Annotated in this window: 11 protein-coding genes; 1 reads left to right on the top strand and 10 read right to left on the bottom strand. The window is 40.8% G+C overall.

What is annotated here, in order from left to right:
- Positions 1-3: 3 nt before the first annotated feature.
- The 3 genes from FZF08_RS03380 to FZF08_RS03370 form a co-directional block, all read right to left on the bottom strand.
- A complete protein-coding gene (locus FZF08_RS03380; protein ID WP_159467187.1) occupies positions 4-1,302 on the bottom strand; it encodes a sigma-54-dependent Fis family transcriptional regulator in 1,299 nt (432 codons plus the stop codon).
- Positions 1,303-1,369: 67 nt separating this feature from the next.
- Positions 1,370-2,827, bottom strand: coding sequence for a tRNA (N6-isopentenyl adenosine(37)-C2)-methylthiotransferase MiaB (gene miaB, locus FZF08_RS03375; RefSeq protein ID WP_159467186.1), 1,458 nt, complete (start codon positions 2,825-2,827; stop codon positions 1,370-1,372).
- Positions 2,828-3,027: 200 nt separating this feature from the next.
- A complete protein-coding gene (locus tag FZF08_RS03370) occupies positions 3,028-5,496 on the bottom strand; it encodes a BamA/TamA family outer membrane protein (RefSeq protein WP_229216398.1) in 2,469 nt (822 codons plus the stop codon).
- Here FZF08_RS03370 and FZF08_RS03365 point away from each other — a divergent pair.
- Entirely contained in the window at positions 5,496-6,251 is a 756-nt protein-coding gene (locus tag FZF08_RS03365) for an RNA methyltransferase (protein ID WP_159467185.1), read from the top strand. The genes FZF08_RS03370 and FZF08_RS03365 overlap by 1 nt on opposite strands.
- 98 nt (positions 6,252-6,349) lie before the next feature.
- Here the strand turns inward: FZF08_RS03365 and FZF08_RS03360 are convergent, their stop codons facing one another.
- The 7 genes from FZF08_RS03360 to FZF08_RS03330 form a co-directional block, all read right to left on the bottom strand.
- On the bottom strand, positions 6,350-7,072 hold the full coding sequence (locus tag FZF08_RS03360) for an endonuclease/exonuclease/phosphatase family protein (RefSeq protein WP_159467184.1): 723 nt from the start codon (positions 7,070-7,072) through the stop codon (positions 6,350-6,352).
- 60 nt (positions 7,073-7,132) lie between these two features.
- Complete coding sequence (locus FZF08_RS03355; RefSeq protein WP_159467183.1) at positions 7,133-7,927, bottom strand: queuosine precursor transporter; 795 nt, start codon at positions 7,925-7,927, stop codon at positions 7,133-7,135.
- A 158-nt stretch (positions 7,928-8,085) separates the two neighbouring features.
- Positions 8,086-9,330, bottom strand: a complete 1,245-nt coding sequence (locus FZF08_RS03350; RefSeq protein WP_159467182.1) for a pyridoxal phosphate-dependent aminotransferase — start codon at positions 9,328-9,330, stop codon at positions 8,086-8,088.
- Positions 9,331-9,422: 92 nt separating this feature from the next.
- Positions 9,423-10,880: a SusD/RagB family nutrient-binding outer membrane lipoprotein gene (locus FZF08_RS03345; RefSeq protein WP_159467181.1), complete on the bottom strand. Its 1,458-nt coding sequence runs from the start codon at positions 10,878-10,880 to the stop codon at positions 9,423-9,425.
- A gap of 9 nt (positions 10,881-10,889) precedes the next feature.
- Complete coding sequence (locus tag FZF08_RS03340; protein ID WP_159467180.1) at positions 10,890-14,174, bottom strand: SusC/RagA family TonB-linked outer membrane protein; 3,285 nt, start codon at positions 14,172-14,174, stop codon at positions 10,890-10,892.
- Positions 14,175-14,793: 619 nt separating this feature from the next.
- Positions 14,794-16,176: a SusD/RagB family nutrient-binding outer membrane lipoprotein gene (locus FZF08_RS03335; protein ID WP_159467179.1), complete on the bottom strand. Its 1,383-nt coding sequence runs from the start codon at positions 16,174-16,176 to the stop codon at positions 14,794-14,796.
- Between the two features lie 24 nt (positions 16,177-16,200).
- Positions 16,201-19,302: a SusC/RagA family TonB-linked outer membrane protein gene (locus tag FZF08_RS03330; protein ID WP_159467178.1), complete on the bottom strand. Its 3,102-nt coding sequence runs from the start codon at positions 19,300-19,302 to the stop codon at positions 16,201-16,203.
- Positions 19,303-19,313: the final 11 nt, after the last annotated feature.

The raw sequence follows: 19,313 nt of genomic DNA, 5'->3' as shown, positions 1-19,313 counted from the left end.
CTTCTATTCCTCGATATCGTACTGCTTTATTTTTCGATATAACGTGCGTTCGGAAATTCCCAATGCACTGGCAGCGTATTTTCGTTTGTTATTATTCTTACGAAGCGCTTTAATGATCATTTCTTTCTCTTTGTCTTCCAGAGAAAGAGATTCTTCTTCTGCCGCTACGTGTAAAACATCCTCAATTTCAACACGTTCGTCAGAATACCGGTCCAGATCTACGGTCCTGGTTTGCTGCGGTGGTGTAAGTAATCTTGTTGGCTCACTTGTAGGCGCTGAAACAACAGGTTCTGGATTGTTTATAGAACTGAATAATTCCTGATGATCTTTCAAAATATCACCACCATACTTTTCATTTTCCAAAACGTTGCGAACCAGCTTTTTGAGCTCCGTCATGTCGCGGCGCATATCAAACAAAACCTTATACAACAATTCTCTTTCCGAAAAAGAAGTTGAAGAATCGTCTCCTTGTCTCAGTGGAACAAGTCCTTTTCGGCTCGAAGGCTGTAATGGATTCAGGTAATTGTTTAAAGTTGCGCCATTGATCGGCAAATCCTTATCTGTTTCAAGAATGGTGATCTGCTCTGCAATATTTTTAAGCTGACGAATATTCCCCGGAAATTCGTACCGCATCAACAATTCACGTGCGTCAACATCAAGCCTGACTGCTTTCGTACGATATTTTTCCGAAAAATCGTTTGTAAATTTTCTGAAAAGTAGAAGCACATCCTCACCTCGTTCACGCAGAGGCGGCACGTAAATGGGAACGGTATTTAACCGGTAATATAAATCTTCACGAAATCTCCCATTATTTACCGCTTCCAGTAGATTAACATTCGTAGCAGCTACAACACGCACATTGGTTTTCAAAACTTTGGAAGAACCAACCCGAATATATTCACCGTTTTCCAAAACCCGAAGTAATCTGGATTGCGTACCCAAAGGCATTTCACCCACTTCATCGAGGAAAATTGTTCCTCCATTGGTCGTTTCAAAATAACCTTTTCTGGAATCCAGTGCACCGGTAAAGGCACCTTTTTCATGACCGAAAAATTCTGAATCGATGGTTCCTTCCGGAATTGCGCCGCAGTTGATGGCTATAAAAGAGCCATGTTTTCTTGAACTTATGCTATGTATAATTTTCGAAAATGATTCCTTTCCACTTCCGCTTTCTCCTGTTATCAAAACGGTAAGATCTGTCGCCGCCACCTGAACCGCTACATTGATAGCATGATTCAACGCTGGTGAGGTTCCGATAATCCCGAACCGGTTTTTTATTGCTTGTATCTCTGTTGGATTCATTAAGAGCGATTGGCTTCCAGCTTTTAGCGTTCAGCCTTTTTTGGTTAATGCAACGGACTATCTTAAATTAAGCTAATTGTATTATTTCTTCCTCCACCACCGCTTTTCCGCGCAGAGTTGCAGAGGTAGTATCCGTTATCAACACATTAACATAATCACCTTTTTTGAAATTTTCCCTCGGAAAAATAACGACTTTATTCTGATCACTTCTGCCGGAAAAATCCTGATCTGAACGTTTTGAAGTACCTTCAACCAAGACTTTTTGTATAGTGCCGATCAATGTTTTATTTCTTTCGGTTGAAATTCTTTGCTGTACTTCGATGATTTCTGCCAAACGTCTCTGTTTGATATCCGCAGGAATATCATCTGTGAATTTTTTCGCGGCTGGTGTCCCGGGACGTTCAGAATAGGAGAACATATATCCAAAATCAAACCGCACATATTCCAGCAACGAAAGTGAATCCTGGTGTTCTTCTTCTGTTTCAGTACAAAATCCGGCGATCATATCATGGGAAATTCCACATTCATGACCCAGAATTCTGCGGATGCTGTCGATTCTTTCCAGATACCATTCGCGTGTGTAAGTACGGTTCATGATTTCGAGCACGCGTGTATTTCCGCTTTGTGCCGGTAAGTGAATATACTTGCAAATGTTATCGTATTTTTTGATCGTATAAAGTACTTCATCCGTAATATCTTTTGGATGTGACGTACTGAAACGTACACGAAGTTCGGGGCTGATCAAGGCCACTTGTTCCAAAAGTTTTGCGAATGAAAAAATCTCGGTCTTATCATTCGGGTTAGCATATTTGTAGCTATCCACATTTTGTCCGAGCAAGGTTACTTCTTTGTAGCCATTGTCAAAAAGATCCTGAGCTTCCTTTAAAATTGATTCCGGGTCACGGCTGCGTTCGCGGCCTCTGGTATAGGGTACTACACAGAAACTGCACATGTTATCGCATCCGCGCATGATGGAAATCAATGCAGTAATGCCATTGGAATTCAAACGTACAGGAGAAATATCGGCATAGGTTTCTTCTCTTGAAAGAAAAACATTCACACCTTTTTGTCCTGTTTCGGCTTCTTCAACCAATCTTGGAAGATCACGGTAAGCATCAGGCCCGGTTACGATATCCACCATTTTTTCTTCTTCAAGAAGTTTGGCTTTTAGTCGTTCTGCCATGCAACCCAGTACACCAATGAGCATACCCGGTCTTTTTTTCTTATATACATTAAGCTGTTTCAGGCGCGTTCTTACACGTTGTTCAGCATTATCCCGTATTGCACAGGTATTCAGGAATACAAGATCCGCATTTTCAGCATCGGATGTGGTTGCAAAACCTGCTTCCCGCATTACAGAAGCCACAATTTCGCTGTCTGCGAAATTCATCTGGCAGCCGTAACTTTCTATGAATAAACGTTTTTTATTAGTTATTGGCTCATTTTCCGAAACACGCACGGTCTCACACGCTTCTTTGTCCGTTTCGGTTAATATTTTTAAAGTCTGCGCAATTCTATTCTCCATTTGTCCGTGAAATTGAACGATGTGTATTCTATGTTCGGAAGTCTTCTTATAATGATTTCTCATCACGATTTGTTCCGGGTACGAACTGCAAAGCTACAAATAAAACGGCATAAACTGACAAACTGGCAGAGAACTTGGGTGTTAAGGTAAGTTAAAAGTTGAGAGCGGTCGCCTCGGGATTGAAAGTTGAAAGTGTAATTTTAAAATGGATAGCCTACGCCAAGGTTGACGTTTAGGAAGTTTTCTTGTCTTCTGTTGAAAAGTTTGCTGAATTCGAGTTTGTCTAGTACAAATTTGTTTGTGTAGGGATCGTAAATTTTTGTTCCGAAATCGAATCTCAATATAAAAAAGGAAAGGTCATATCGGATACCAAAGCCAGTTCCTACTGCTATTTCTTTTACGAATGTGTTCAATTTTAGTTTTTGATCGTCCGGCGCAGCGCTGTTTAAGCTCCACACATTTCCGGCATCAATGAACAAAGCATAATTGATATCCCCGAAGAATTTGGCCAGATGACCTCGCCATTCCAGATTTCCTTCCAAAAGGAAATCGCCTGGCGCTTCAATGGATAAATTATTGGAAGTAATACGCGGAGCCGCAGAACCCGGACCCAATCTGCGGGGTAGCCATGCTCTTAAACTATTGGATCCACCGGCAAAAAAGTATTTTTCATAGGGCGGAACTTTGTTGTTTCCATAGCTGTAAATGGCGCCGGAATTTACTCTTGCTATGAAAGATGATCGCCTACCCGTTGGCCAATAATGGCGATAATCCACTGTGGCTCTTAAATATTTGTAAAATTGCAATGTATCTCCCGTACTTCCGAATGTGTTATTGATCCATTTTTCTTGTGATGGCAGAATATTCAGGGTTGTGCCACCTGATTCCAGCGACGTCCGAAAATAGTGGGCGTTTTTTTGTGGGCCGATGATTGAATTTGTATTATGAACGAACGTCAGGTTTACGTCCGAAACAAAAGATTTAGTAAAACTATATTTCAGGTTATTGCCCTGCTTGGACAATTCGTCTAGCAAATTTTGGAAAGTAGATTGTATTTTGGTTGTGTTCAAGATGTTAAGATCAATAAACGATAACGTCCACAAAGTTTTCGTGGTTGGCTGCCAGGAATAGCTCATAGCAACTTTTACATTGGTACGGGTATATTCCGGTCGTTCAACATAGTTATATCCCAAACCGATTTGCGTACGCGGATTATATTTAGCTGAGGTATTTCTGAAAGAACGAAATGGAATAAGCAAACGAGGAAAAGTCAGTGAAGTATTCAAACCGATTTCCTGACTCTTATAAATCCCGCCATTTTCTACAAAACCAGGTACCAGCTCAATACCGGCACGCAAGTTTGCCTCGAAATTTTCCAGTCCATGAAATACATTTCGGATTTTATAAGAAAGGTTAGCAAAAGGCCCGGGAGCACCCTGGAGCTGGATTACATTCAAACCGACATCTGCTGAAACCTGGTATTTTTCAAGTGGAATGGCCTGGTAATGTACTTTCAGATTATGCCCCGTTGAGTCAAAACTATAATTTACAAACCGGAACTGATCCGTCAAAGAAAGTTGTCGTTGTGTGTCTCTTTCGTTTTTCTGACTGTAAAGCTGGCCGGGACGAACGACGATTTTTGTATCAAGAATTCGAGGAGCAAACTTTTTGTCGGCGAAAATATATTGAATTCCCTGTGAATAAACAGTATCTTTTTTGAAAAGGGAATCCGGTAGGCCCGCCGGTGGTAAAACTTCAAAACGAACAGATTCTATGGTATAAGGAACGGGATTTTTTTCTTTTGCCGGCAAACTTACCTTTACGTTCACATCGACCGTCCTGAAAAGACTGTCGGTTTTGGGTTTGGTAATGGTATCGTTAATCAGGAAAGAAATATTCTGGCGGGAAAAGCCGAAATATCCCTGGTTACGCAGCAGTGTTTCAATTCTAATTCTTTCTTCTTCAAAAGAATCGCCATCATATCTTTTTTTACTGATCAGGTTAGCATCTTTGGAAGACGATTTTAAAAGACTGTCAATCATCTGGTTTCTTACCTGATAATTTATTTTGTCAAGAACGGTAGGCCGGTTTTCATGGATAAAATATTTTACCTGAATCCGTTTGAAGGTTGTATCGTTTTTAAATGTGACTGTGTTTTGAAAAAAACCATTGTTGTAAAGATACTTCTGCATCTTTTCAGCATTTTTCATTACTTCACTTTGAATATAATAAACCGGCGCTTCTCCCAAAACACGCATCCAGAAATTGCCTTCATCGACCCGTTTTTGGGCGCGAGCCAGCTTTTTGGCATATCTTCTTTGAATCTTTTCTAATTGTCCGACATTATTTTCGTGTAAACGCGATTCTTTCTGATAATTTTGCGTCACTTCGATAACCTTGCGCTGCTTTTCTTCTTTTTTGTAAAATAGCTGTCCAAACTGGTAAATTCCTACTTTTGGAAAGATTGGCAAACTAAGAAAACGGCTGTTGGGTCTCTGCGGAATAAGTGCATCAAGATCGGAATCACTGATGACTTTGTTGCCTTTAAAAGTAGAAGTGCCCAAAAAGTACTGGCCTGTTGAAGTGGTTGTTTTTCGGGCGCAACCTGTCACTCCCAGGAAGAAAAGGAAGAAATATCCGAAATATGTAAACCTACAACTAATATTCAATGTTGTCTAAAAATCGTGTAAAATATATTAATGCTCTGAAAATCAAGAAGTACCGTCAGCTTCACGAGGCTTTTATCGTGGAAGGTGCTATCAGTGTACTTGAATTGTTGGCTTCAGAGTTTGAAGTTGAATTCGTATTGGCTACTCCGGATTTTCAACAAAAATACTCAAGTATTTTATCTGACCATAAAACTCTTGTCGAAACTGTAACATTAAAAGAATTAGAGGGTTTGGGTTCTTTTCAGACCAATGACTCCTGCCTGGCTGTGGCAAAGACGAAAGATAACGTTTTTTTAAGCGCAGATATGCAGGAATATGTATTGATTTTAGATGATATTCGTGATCCGGGAAATTTGGGAACCATCATTCGGATTGCAGACTGGTACGGCATTAAGAAAATAATCTGCTCACCTGATACCACTGATTTTTATAATCCCAAGGTTATTGCGGCCAGTAAGGGATCATTTACACGTGTTCAAACCTACTATACCAATCTTTCTGAATTTTTTTCACAAAACGCAAAAGGAAGAAATATTCTGGGCGCATTTTTAAATGGTGATTCCATTTACGAACATAAATTTTCCGCAGAGGGAGGTTATGTGGTAATGGGAAATGAATCCAATGGTGTAGGGCAGGAAGTTGAGACTTTTATCACGCATAGAATTACCATTCCAAGAGTAGGAGAGGCGGAGTCATTGAATGTCGGGATTGCGACGGCGGTGATGCTGGATAATATGCGGCGGATTGTTGGGTGAGGTTTTTTCTTTATAATAAAAAAAATATTTGTGCTTATAAGTTTTTAATACCCGTCGGACGGCTTTTTCGCCGTCGGACCGGTAACAAACAATGTATTTTAGGAACAATTCGATGAAAACGATATCATTAAAGGCATATGATCACTGTAAGTTTTCCAGAAATCAAATTCACCAATGACCAAAGTGTCGATGTTTGACATAATGTCTTCCGACGCAAAGCAGTAGTCGATGTGATACGGTTTATTCTCGTGGCGATACATGTAAAGCGTTGGGTGCGCTTCTAATCCTTGTAGTTGTTTATGATGACCATGATAAGTACTGAAAATTCCTTTTTGTTCTAAAAGATTTACAAGATTTTCATGATTGGTTAATCTGCCTTTTCTGTCCCAAATCTTGTTGCTGTTGAAATCGCCTATCAATATTGTCTTTGTATTGATTAGTAGTTTATCATAATAAGCAACTGCTTTCCAAACCTGCCGAATATAAGCTCCGTCCGTATCTGACGGATTATTTGCCCAAATTGCAAACAAATTAAAATTGATTTCGGGACTGGTTACCGCAATTGGAATAACATGCCGGAATGTGTCATTCTGGACTTCTAATGCAGTAAGGTGGAAATCGTTATACGAAAAAACGGCAAGTCCTTTATTGAAGTTTTGTCCAAACCATAAAGCGTCAATTGGTTTGGCAATATCATCTGGGAAAAACAATTTGTCTGGATGCTCACATTCCTGAATGACCAGGATATCAGGATTATATTCTAAAATAGAACGAGCTTTTTTCTTAAAAGCCATGTTACAATTCCAGGTAATAATCTTCATGATTTGTTACAGTTTTATTGTGCAACTGAATACGATTAATCATTTTCATGGCCTAATACTTCACAAAACCTCCCCATCATGAGCCGCATGATGCGCAAGCTCTTCCGCATATTCTTTCCCCAAATACCCATCAATAAAATAGTGGGCGATATACAGAATTGGCGTCAGTAAAATGGCGACAGAGCCTTTGTATAAGTAATTGATACTTCCCACAGACAGAATCTGTTTCATGTCCCAGTTTCCAAAAATGTAAAAGGCAATTGTTAAAACGACGAAACTGTCTACAAGCTGGGAAAACATCGTTGAACCCGTAGCACGAAGCCAGATATGTTTGCTGCCCGTTCTTTTTCGTAACCATGAAAAGACAAAAACATCCAGAATTTGTCCCAAAAGAAACGCTACGATCGAACCGATCATAATCCCTAATCCCTGATTGAAAATCTTATTGAAGGCGTCGTTTATATTGAAATGATTTCCATGACTATCCGTATTATTAACATCCAGCCAGAATTGTGCAGGGGGTAATTTTGTAGCAACAAATATGGTCAGGAAAGTATAAATGATAAAAATCGCTGTCAGATAAGAAATTCTTTTAACACCTTTCGTTCCAAAATATTCATTGATAATATCAGAAGTTATAAAAACAACCGGCCAGTTTACCACGCCCGCTGTCATGTTGAAATCAAGTTTGGTGCCGCCGATCGGGATTTGGGCAGGATTGATTCCGAGAAGACTTTCAACAGAAAAAATTTTAGTACCGATAATTTCGGCGACAAGCGCATTGGTCAGGAAGATTCCGCAGAGCACAAGAAAAAGACGTTGCCTTTTTTGCTCTGCCACTGTTTGTTGGATCATAGGTTTGGGTAGCTGTTGGCTTTTTGCGATTGGGCATTAGCCATTGGCTCTGTTTGAGTTAGTTAATAGGAGAATTTTTGTTTTGAATATTTGGCAAAAAAATAGCTATTAGCTGGAAAAAAGCTAATAGCTAAAACCTAATCGCTAAAAGCTAAAAATCAGGCGATAACGTCCTCTACTGTCCTGGTTGACAATACCCGTCTTGTTTCAAGGAAATATTCCAGCTTGTCCATAGCCTGATTTAATTCGTCAAGCGTTGGCAGGAAAACGATCCTGAAATGGTCTTCGGAAATATAGTTGAAACCTGTACCGGCTACTACGAGAACTCTTTGTTCGCTCAGCAGATCGTATACAAATTTCTCATCATTTTCCAGCCCGAATTTTTTTAGATCGATTTTTGGAAAAACGTATAAAGAACCTTTGGGTTTTACGCACGTGATACCCGGAATAGCTACCAGTCTGTCATAAATCAGATTCATCTGTTTGTGCAATCTTCCTGTTGGGACCACAAGTTCCTTAATACTTTGATAACCGCCCAGTGCCGTTTGAATGGCATATTGTGTGGGAACATTGGCGCATAGACGCATGCTCGCCAAAAGCAATAAACCTTCGACATACGATTTGGCTTTGTGCTTTGCCCCGCTCAAAATCATCCAGCCACCACGAAAACCTGCCGAACGGTAATTTTTGGAAAGTCCGCCATAAGAAACGCAGAGGGTATCATTGACCAAACTTCCCATCGGATAATGCAGGGCTCCGTCGTATAATATTTTGTCATAAATCTCATCCGAAAAAATGATGAGCTTATGTTCTTCTGCCATTTTTGCGATGCGTATCAGCACATCTTTTTCGTACACTGCGCCGGTAGGATTGTTTGGATTGATCAGTACAATTCCCTTGGTGCGGGAAGTGATCTTGCTTTCCATATCTTCCAGATCCGGATTCCAGTCGGACTCTTCATCGCATACATAATGTACAGGCTTACCGCCGCTCAAAGCGATTGCTGCTGTCCATAACGGATAATCGGGAGAAGGAACAAGGATTTCATCACCGGGATTCAATAGCGCCTGCATCGATAGAAGGATCAATTCACTAACTCCGTTTCCTATAAAAATGTCATTGATTTCAACATCCTGAATTCCGATGGTCTGCGTATAATGCATGACCGCTTTACGGGCCGAAAACAATCCACGTGAATCAGAATAGCCTTGCGCATTACGGATGTTCATAATGATATCGTGCACAATTTCATCAGGAGAATCGAAACCAAATGGCGCGGGATTCCCAATGTTCAGATTATGAATTTTGAAGCCAAGGCTTTCCAGCTCTAATGCTTTTTCATAAGTAGCCCCACGAATTTCATATTTGAGATTGTTAAGGCGCTGACTTTTTAAGAATTCCATGCGTTTGATAATAAAGTACAAGGTTCAAATATATAAAAAAACGGGCAAAATTAAATTTTGCCCGTTTCATTTATTGTAAGATTTTCTCTTGATTAAAACTTATCCCACCACAATTTAGTAGATGCCAAGTCACCGCCAATAGCTGTTGCAGCAGCGGAACGGCTAGCTGGGTTAAGCGTCTGTTCGTTGATCGGATAGATAATTCTTACCGGAATAGCTAAACCTGCCTGAGCGTTACCGCCTGTTGGAGGAGACAATTTTGGATAGTCCAATCTTCTCCATTCAACCCATGCTTCGTATCCTCTATTGTAAAGAGCGATCCATTTCTGAGTACCGATTTTTTGTTTCCAATCACCCGTTGCTGTTTTGTAAGCCACTTTTGGCTGGGCAAGATAAGTAGCAGCGTCTGCTGGGCCTGTTGTCAAAGATGCCTGGCTTGCCCAGTATGTGATTGACGCCGTAATGGCTTTGTTATAATGATCTTCTGCACTACCTGTGATAAATCCTCTTTCAACAGCTTCTGCCAAATCAAATTCAACTTCGCTGTAATCCATATAAAGACCTTCCAAAGTTGGGTCTATGATCTTAGTACCTGGATGAGAGAAAGCAGAATAAGTGTTTAGGAATCCATAGTTACCTCCAACATAAGTTCCCGCCGTTGTTGGCGTAAAGAATATAGGTCTTCTTGGATCGTTCAATTCGTTAAGCGGATTGATAAAAGTAGAAGCGATTACATAATCCTGACGGCTTGAGAATAAAGCGTTAAGATTTTGTGCTACCGGGTTATAGTTTGGAGGCGTGCTTACGTAAGCGAAGGCAGCTTTGTCTGCATTGGAAGTGAAAACGTTTGGCGCAGCAGCTGCAACAAGTGCTTTTGCTTTTGCTTCGTCACTATCCGCGATGATAAGAGCCATTTTCAATTTTAGCGAGTTACCAAACTTTTTCCATTTTGTCATATCACCTTTATAGATCAAGTCACCTGATCCAAATGCAGCGCCTGTTGTATTGATCGATGCAAGAGAAGCATCCAATCTGTCTAAAAGAGAATAATAAACAGTTTTTGCGTCGTCATAAGCAGGTAGTGGATTGTTTGGATCCATCGACTGAGTATAAGGAATGTTACCGAAAGTATTCACAAGGATTGACCATGCGTAAATTTCAGTTATTTCCAGCTGAGCCAACTGATTGGCTTTTGCATCCGCAGCTACCAAAGTATTGGCATTAAGGATTTTCTTTGCCTCCGTGATATCAGAGATCACGTCACGGTAGATAGCCTGCCAGAAAGACTGAGGAATGGTACGTGCAGTCAAATTGTAACGAGGCTCATCCAGATATGTCGTTGTTGACCACTGCTGAACATACAAACGGAAATTGTTTGTGTTTACGCTTGGCGTTGTGACATCGTCAATAAGCCCCTTCAATGAATTGGAGAACAAAGTTACTGCTGGAACAGCCGTCGCTTTCTTTGTGTCCACGTTGTAGTCGTCCAGGCTGTCAACGCAAGCGGTTAACATAAAGATGGACGCAACCAGAATTGATAATTTTTTCATATTTATTTCTTAGAAACGGAATTTAACATTGAAACCATAACTTCTAACAGCTGAATAAGCACCACTTTGGTATCCACCTGCTCCATTACCTGCACCTGAACTCAATCCATCTTCAGGATCTGAATACTTCATGTTTTTGTGGATGATCCAAAGGTTACGACCAATAAGGGCCACATTGATTTCTTTGAATGCCCGCAGTTTAGAAACGATTGCATTTGGAAGTGAATAGTTAAGAGAAACTTCTCTCAATTTCACATAGCTACCATCGTAGATGTAAGCAGCACGAGGACCATTTGCAGCATAACCATAAGCAGTTGCACCGTTACCGTCGATGTTTTGAGCTCTAACTGTATTTGGAGTTCCGTCAGCTTGTACACCTGGGAATAATACACCACCACCTTGTGAAACCGGATCTCTTTTAGGATTTCCAAGTTCGTTCAAACCAGCTGTTACAGGATAAAGACCTGTTCCTTCTCCGTACCACTGATCAAGTGACCAGATATCGCCGCCTTTACGTATATCAACCAGGAAGCTAAGCGCAAGTGATTTGTATTTCAATGTGTTGGAAACACCACCTAACCAATCCGGGTTTGGATTACCGATGATCTCGGCAGAACTTGCAGTTGGTTTGTAGATACCGTTTGTACCAACAATTTTTTGTCCTGCATCGTTGTAAGAGAAGTTTGTTCCTCTGATCACACCATATGGATATCCACCGCCTGATGCTTTTCCTGTAAGAGGATCAACTTTAAGTGCAGCATTTACTGTAACACCACCCTGGAAAGAGTTGATCTGAACATTTGTTACATCTCCGTAAAGGCTAAGCACTTCGTTACGGTTTCTTGTAAAGTTCACATTCATTTTCCATGAGAAGTTGGAAGTCTGGATCGGTGTAATGAAGGCAGCGATCTCAACACCTTTATTCTGCATCTCTCCTGAATTCACGTATCTTGCTGTGTAACCAGTCGCAGATGAAATCGTTACAGGAATGATTTGGTCAAGCGTATTTGTTTTGTAATATGTTACGTCGAAACCAATGCGGTCTTGCAGGAAAGAAGCTTCTACACCAAATTCGTAACTTTTAGATCTTTCAGATTTAAGGTCAGCGTTATTTCTTGTGTTTGGAAGCGAGAAGTATGGTACAGAACCGATACCAGTTGGTTTGTCGTATGTATTGTAGATAGACAAAGGAGGAGCATCGTTCCCAACTTCTGCGTAGTTAGCACGAATTTTACCTGCCGACAACCATGTGCTTGTTTTAAGGAAGCTAAGGTTTGAGAAGTTAAAGTTAGCACCAACCGATGGATAGAAATAAGTATTATTTGATGTTGGAAGCGTAGTTGATTTGTCTTGTCTTGCAGCAAGGTCAAGATTAATCAAGCCTTTGTAATCAAAAGATGCATTAGCAAAAATACCATCTACACCAATTTTCTGAACGATTTCTTCTGGTGCCTGAATTGCACTCACAGAGTTTGACAAAGAGTAAAGTTTTGGAACTACCAAACCTCCATTCGTTGCAGCGCGGATAGAAGACATTTTTGATCTTCTCATATTCGTACCCAAAGCCCCGGCAAAGCTCAGGTCTTTTGTAATCGCTTTACGGAAGTTAGCCAAAAAGTCAAGGTTAGTTTCGTAGAAGGTACGATCGTATCTTGAATAAGCAGGAATTCCTGAGCTACCAACAGCTGTACGTTCTTCCTGCATATCTGTAGTTCCATCATACGCATAACGTCCCATTACATCAACCCAGTCAGCAAGTTTGTACGTCATAGAAGCATATCCCTGGATGTGCGTACGAGCATCATTGTTGTAGTTCTGGTAACGGTTAAAATATGCGTTATCTGCGTAAATTGGTCCTGTTGGTTTTAAGTAATCGTTCCAGTTCCATGTTACGTTTTGTGAGTTACGGAAATACGCTTCTTTCTGTTCAAGAAGGTCAACGTTAGTTTGCGTCCACTGTCTGAAAGCCTGGTTAGGGTTTTTACCACTATAACCTGTTCCATAACGTCCCATACCAGTAATTTGGCTGAAGTTAACAGCAGCAGATGCCACTAATTTCGAAGTTAGATCATATGTAGCTCCAAAGTTGAAAAGGTTTTTCTTCAAAGTACTGTTTGGAAGAACTCCTTTTTCGTCATTTCTTGTAAAACCAACTTTGAATGTGCTTTTATCACCACCACCGCTAATGTTGATGCTTTGGTTTGAGGTAACAGCCGTTTCAAAAAATTTGGATGGACCGTTAGAAGCAGCAACCCAAGGTCTCATTTTTTGATAATTAGGAGAGAATGGATCTAGTGCATCCCACTGGTAAACCATAAGGCTTGGATCAAATTTGGCTCCAAAAGAAGCATCATCGTCAAAACGAGCGATCGGTCCATTGCCTGAGCCTAAATTACCTGAGTAAAATCTGTCCGGGTTTACAGAGCCATCAGAGGCCTTGTCACCACCATAACCTCCACCATATTCGTTCTGATATTTGGCAAAAGTTGTTTTATCAATTTTACCCCAGGTAACACCACTATTAACCGTCACGTCAAAGCTGTTTTTTCTTCCTTTTTTAGTGGTGATCATGATTACACCATTCGCGCCACGAGAACCATAAAGTGCAGAAGCAGCAGCTCCTTTCAGTACGTTCATAGATGCAATGTTGTCAGGGTTAATATCCGCTGCGGCATTACCGTAGTCAGCACCTGCACCACCACCTTGCTGTGTACTAGAGTTGTTGTTTGCATTGGAAACAGGAACGCCGTCAATTACCCAAAGTGCCTGGTTATTACCTGTCATTGATTTAAAACCACGAATTACAACGTTGGTAGAACCGCCCATTGCATTTGATGACTTAATATCCATACCGGCAACTTTACCAGCAAGCGCGTTCATGACGTTCGGGTTACGAGACTGCGTGATTTGCTCAGCGGTCACACCCTGAGCCGCGTAAACAAGCTCATTACGTTTTTTCTCGATTCCCTGAGCCGTTACCACAACTTCCTGTAGTTGGCTCACATCATTTTTTAATGTAATGTTGAGTACTGACTGGGTACCAACGTTTGCTTCCAGAGATTGAAATCCGATGAAACTGAAAACCAGTGTAGCACCTTGTGAAACTGCAATCGAATATTCTCCCTTAGCGTCTGTTGTTGATCCCCGGTTCGTTCCTTTTACGGAAATATTTACACCCGGCAATGTTGAGCCGTCTTCTGCAATGACCTTTCCAGTCAGGGAGCGATCTTGGGCGTACGTTTGTGTGCCCAAAAGCAGCAAACATCCCAATAACGATAATAGAATCTTCCTCATACTTTAAAAATTAAGTTAGGTTTTATTAAGAAAATTTAATGTTGCAAAAGTAATTATTGTTTTAACCATTACAAGGTATTTTTACAAAAATTCAAAATTTACTTTGGCAGTAGACCTATTTTCCTGATATAATATTATAATTCTCAGTAATTATCTAGTATTAAATGTGAAAATTGTAATTATGGTTGAAGTCGGTTTTTATATAAATAAAATAGGATTATTACTATAATGTTAAGAAGAATCAGTCTCTTTTTCAGAACGGTAAAGAAGATACGTAAAACAGTATTTAGCAGACAACATTGCGAATTGTCCAAAAAATGAGCGTAAACATTGCCAATTTTTAATTTTATTTTAATAAAATCATTAAACTTATATAATCTACGTTTAATGGTACAATTTGTTCTTCTTATAATAGGTTAAGCGTATAAAAAGAATACGAACTGCGTCGTTTTTCAGAATTATATTTGGATAAATATTCTTTTGTAGTAATTAAAATAATTTTACTTACGATTGTTTGATTTAATATACTTTAAATTATAAATGGTTACTTTGCCAATAAAAAAGGAAGAGTTGCCAGGAACATCCGGGCAACTCTTCCTTTTACTATGAATGCTGAAAGTTATTTGTCCCACCAAACCGGCGTATAAATATCATCCACTACGGTTGCATTCGGATTGTTGACACGCTCATCCTGTGAGGTTGGCAAACGTACCGGAATCTGCTTTTTTGATGAATTCTGATTTGCTGTAAGTTTTGGGAAACCTGTTCTGCGGAAATCATTATATGGCTCGATCTGCGTAAATAGTGCAACATATTTCTGAGTGATCAGTTTCTCCAAAGTCAAAGATGCCGAAGTTTCAGAGGCAGTTGTTTTTGCGAAATCTGCTGAGATAGAACTTCCTGTTACACGTTTCACGGATGAGACAACCGCGATATTGTATGCTGCGGCGGCCTCTGCCGTTTTGCCTAATCTTAACTGAGCTTCTGCCGCAATAAATTTTGCTTCTGTAAAAGTAGCCAATCCGATTGGGGAATCTGCCGAGGCAATACCGGGTCCTGGGTCAGAAGTCGTCGTTTGGTCCTGATCATCAGCTGGCGTGCCAGAATACTTACCGTCTTCATCCAGTGTAGCAAAAAATGGCAGACGCGGATCTTTTGTTGCAGCCATAAAATCGATAAAGAATTTTCCCATTTTCAGGTTATTCGTACGGTTGTTATAGAAATCGTACCATTGATTATAGGTATTTCCTGTATTGAAAAACTTCGCATCCATATCGCTGGCGGATGAGTCTACTTTGGCAAGATATTCCAACGCTTTGGTAGCACTTCCCGTCGGATCACTTTGGCTCAAACGGTTTGCATAACGGGCCTTGATGATATAGGCTGCATTTATCCAGCTTTTTGTATCGCCGCCAAAAATCAGATCGTCGGCACCTGGGATAAATTTATTGGCTGTTTTGGCAGTACTAAGGGCGGTAATTGCTTCATCAAGCAAAGTCTGGATGCTTTTAATAACATCTTCCTGTTTGTCATATTTTGGATTGAAATTTCCTGAAAGTGCTTTAATCGCTTCTGTATAGGGAATATCACCCCAAAGATCCGTAGCAATACCAATATTCATGGCAGTGATTACTTTTGCCATCCCGGCATAGTAGGGATTCTCTGCGCCGTAATCCTTGATCAGTGTTAGCGTGTTGTTTAACGAACCATTATACAAATTGGCCCATTCGTTAACCACATCGGCTTCTGTGATTGTATAGTTTGCAAAGGCCTGCGTCTGTGATCCCTCCGAAGTTCCGGCAGTTTGCTGTACAAGCATACTGGTTACACGGCCTAGTTGTCCGCCATAAGCTGCAAAAGTTGAAACTTCCGCGCCGGTAAGGAGTGAAGCCGCTGTTACGGTTTCAGGGTCGTTTGGATTTACTCCGTATTCGTCAAATTTATCCTTGCATGATGTTGCGACAACGGTCAGGGCAAGAAATGTAAATAATATCTTTTTCATAATGATTACGATGCTTTGTGGAAATTAAAATCCGATGTTTACGCCGAAAATATATGATTTGCTACCCGGATTATTGAAGTAATCAAATCCCTGCAGGTTAGACCCTGCACCCGTTAAACTGGTTTCCGGATCCACACCTTTGTAATTTGTATTCAGGTACAGATTACGGCTCGTGAAAGAAACATCAACATAATTGACATATTTCTTAAACTTGAAACGATAGCTCAAACCAACTTCCCGCAAACGGAGCCAGTTAACATTTTCTACAAATTGTTCTGCTGCTGCGCCACCGTCACCAACATAGCTGCTGAAATAATTAAGTGCAGTTACTTCTTTGGTATTCGCTTCGCCACTAGCCGTTACACCCGGAATCACATAAGTTCTTTCACGATCAGCAGATTCCTGAGTCCGCCCGATACGGTTCAGACGCGCATAAGTTCCATTCCAGATTGCTCCGCCATGGCGTACGTCAATCAGTGCAGTCAGGCTTATGCCTTTGTAAGTAAATGTGTTACGTAAATTGCTCAGCCATTTTGGGTATGGATTTCCAATATTTCCCTGGGCTGTTTCCTGCAATGGAATCCCATTAGAGCCAATGATCAGATCCCCTTTATCATTACGCTGCCATTTTGTTCCATAAAGCACACCCAACGGCTGGCCCACAATGGCATAACCGCCAATACCTGTAAACGCACTTTCCAGGCTTAATTCCTGTACACCTTCTGCGAGTTTCAAAACTTTGCTTACATTTTTGGACCAGTTCAAACTGATATCCCAGCTGAAACTTTTTGTTTTGATCGCATTGGCAGAAATCATTACTTCCACACCACGGTTACGTAACTGGCCGGAATTTGTATATTCTGCGGTAAATCCGGATGCCGGAGCTGTTGGTCTGTCCAATAAAATATCCTGTGTTTTTTGGTTGTAAACCGTAAGGTCAAGGTCAAAGCGTTGTTTCAAAAATTTAAGGTTCAACCCAACTTCATTGCCAATTACCCGTTCCGGTTTAAGATTGGTGTTTCCCACAACCTGATTATAGTAAGAGTAACCGTTCACACCGTTGTAAGGAAAACTCAAACCATTGGTAAATCCGTCTGTAAAAGAAGGTTTTCCAAAAAATGTTTTATTACGATAAGCGGTAGGTGAAATCCCTGCTTCGGAATATGCGTAGCGGATTTTTCCAAATGTGACGATATCAGAACTGAATAATTCACTGAAAACCCAGGAAACGTTAGCTGATGGATAAAAGAAATTGTTTTTACTTTTCCCAAAAGTTGAAGACCATTCATTTCTTCCGGTAAGTGAAACGTAAATCTGGCTTGCATAATCGAAATCCAGCTGTCCGAATACTGCCGTAGTATATTTACGCTGCGTATTATTGGAAGCGTATAATTCAGAAGCGTTTCCAAGATTATAGAAATTCTGAACAGTCAGGTTACGGCCTCTCTGGAAATTATCTGTAAAATTGGCAGAGGTAATGTTGTGGCCTACGGTATAATTAATACCTAATTTATTCGTGGGTTTTAATTCCCCGCGGAAAATTAAGTCGCCATAAACATCGCGACTTGTAACGTTATCATAGTTGACCTGTCCATACCCTACGGAGTTGTCGTCACCATTCGAGCTGATTGCATAAATCTGCTGGCGACGGTCGGAATAAGAATCCACACCGAGTTTATAGGTAACATCGAAATATTTATTCATGTGATAATTCAGATAAATATTTCCTAGAACACGGTTGATTTCGTCCTTAAACGGATTTTCATGTGCTGAAAATAAGGGGTTGTCATAAGCAGCAAAATAAGTCCGGTTATATCCGTTTGCATATTTATATTCTCTCAGATCAAAAGAAGCCGGTGTCCGTAAAAGACTTAGCATCGTACCTGCTACATTGCTTCCGTTCTGGGATTTAATACCTCCGGAATTGATATAACTTACTGTTCCACCTACTTTGAAATTATCTGTCAGATAACTATCAGCCGTTAAACGAACTGAATTTCTTTTATAATCCGTGTTTGGAATAATACCGTTTTGCGTAAGATTTCCAAATGACAAACGGAAAGAGGATTTATCATTTCCGCCTGAAAGCGTAACGTTTGTATTGTGTGAGACAGCAGTTTTAAAGAAATTTCCGGGGTTGTCATAATATTTCAAAGACGGATCGGAAGATATTTTTGGTCCCCAGCTGCTGGCTGTTCCCAGTGCAACATCATCATCGGTACCGTGTCTCAAATCAGGTCCCGGATCTGCCGTTTGGTATTTTCCACTGGTGCCCTGTGCATATTCTTTTTGCAGATCGGGCAATTTATTCACCTCGGAAAGTTCGAGACGGTAATTAAGCGTGACGCCAATTCCTTTCTGCTTTTTTCCTCTTTTGGTTGTATAAAGAATAGCACCATTTCCTGCACGTGCCCCATACAATGCAGAAGCGGCTGGTCCTTTCAAAATCGTTACAGATTCAATATCGTCCGGATTGATATCAAGTGCGCGGTTAGAATTATTTACACCACCCAAATTAGCGTTGAACGGATAATCTCCGGCCGAAGAGGTCACGGTTTCATTATTGATAGGAACGCCGTCAACCACGATAAGCGGCTGCTGCTCTCCGGTAAATGTTGCCGGGCCACGCAAAACGATTTTACTGGAAGCGCCAGGCAATCCTGACGAACCCGTTACAATAACCCCGGCCGTTTTTGCCGCAAGACTTTGTACGATATTGGATTCTCCGGATTTGGCAAGCTGGTCGCCGTTCAGATCGGAAACTGCGTAGCCAAGGGACCGTTTTTCACGGACTGCACCAAGAGCAGTTACAACTACTTCACTAAGTTGGTTAGTGCCTGCGGCAAGCGTGACGTTAATGACAGACTGGCTGCCCACAACGATTTCTTTTGATGCAAACCCAATAAAACTAAATACTAATGTAGCACCTTGTTTTACCTGAATGCTATAACTCCCCTGAACGTCAGTTGTTGTGCCATTTGTAGTCGATCTTACAGCAATATTAACCCCCGGTAATGTAGAACCGTCGTCTGCTATAACCTTCCCGGTTACATTGACGTCCTGGGCGTAAAGCTGATTGCTGAGCAGCAGTGAGATACCCAATAGTGATTGTAGAAACTTCCTCATACTTTAACGAT

This window comes from Dyadobacter sp. 3J3, from assembly GCF_009801115.1.
Taxonomy (GTDB): domain Bacteria; phylum Bacteroidota; class Bacteroidia; order Cytophagales; family Spirosomataceae; genus Dyadobacter.
This window is presented reverse-complemented; position numbering and strand designations above follow the sequence as displayed.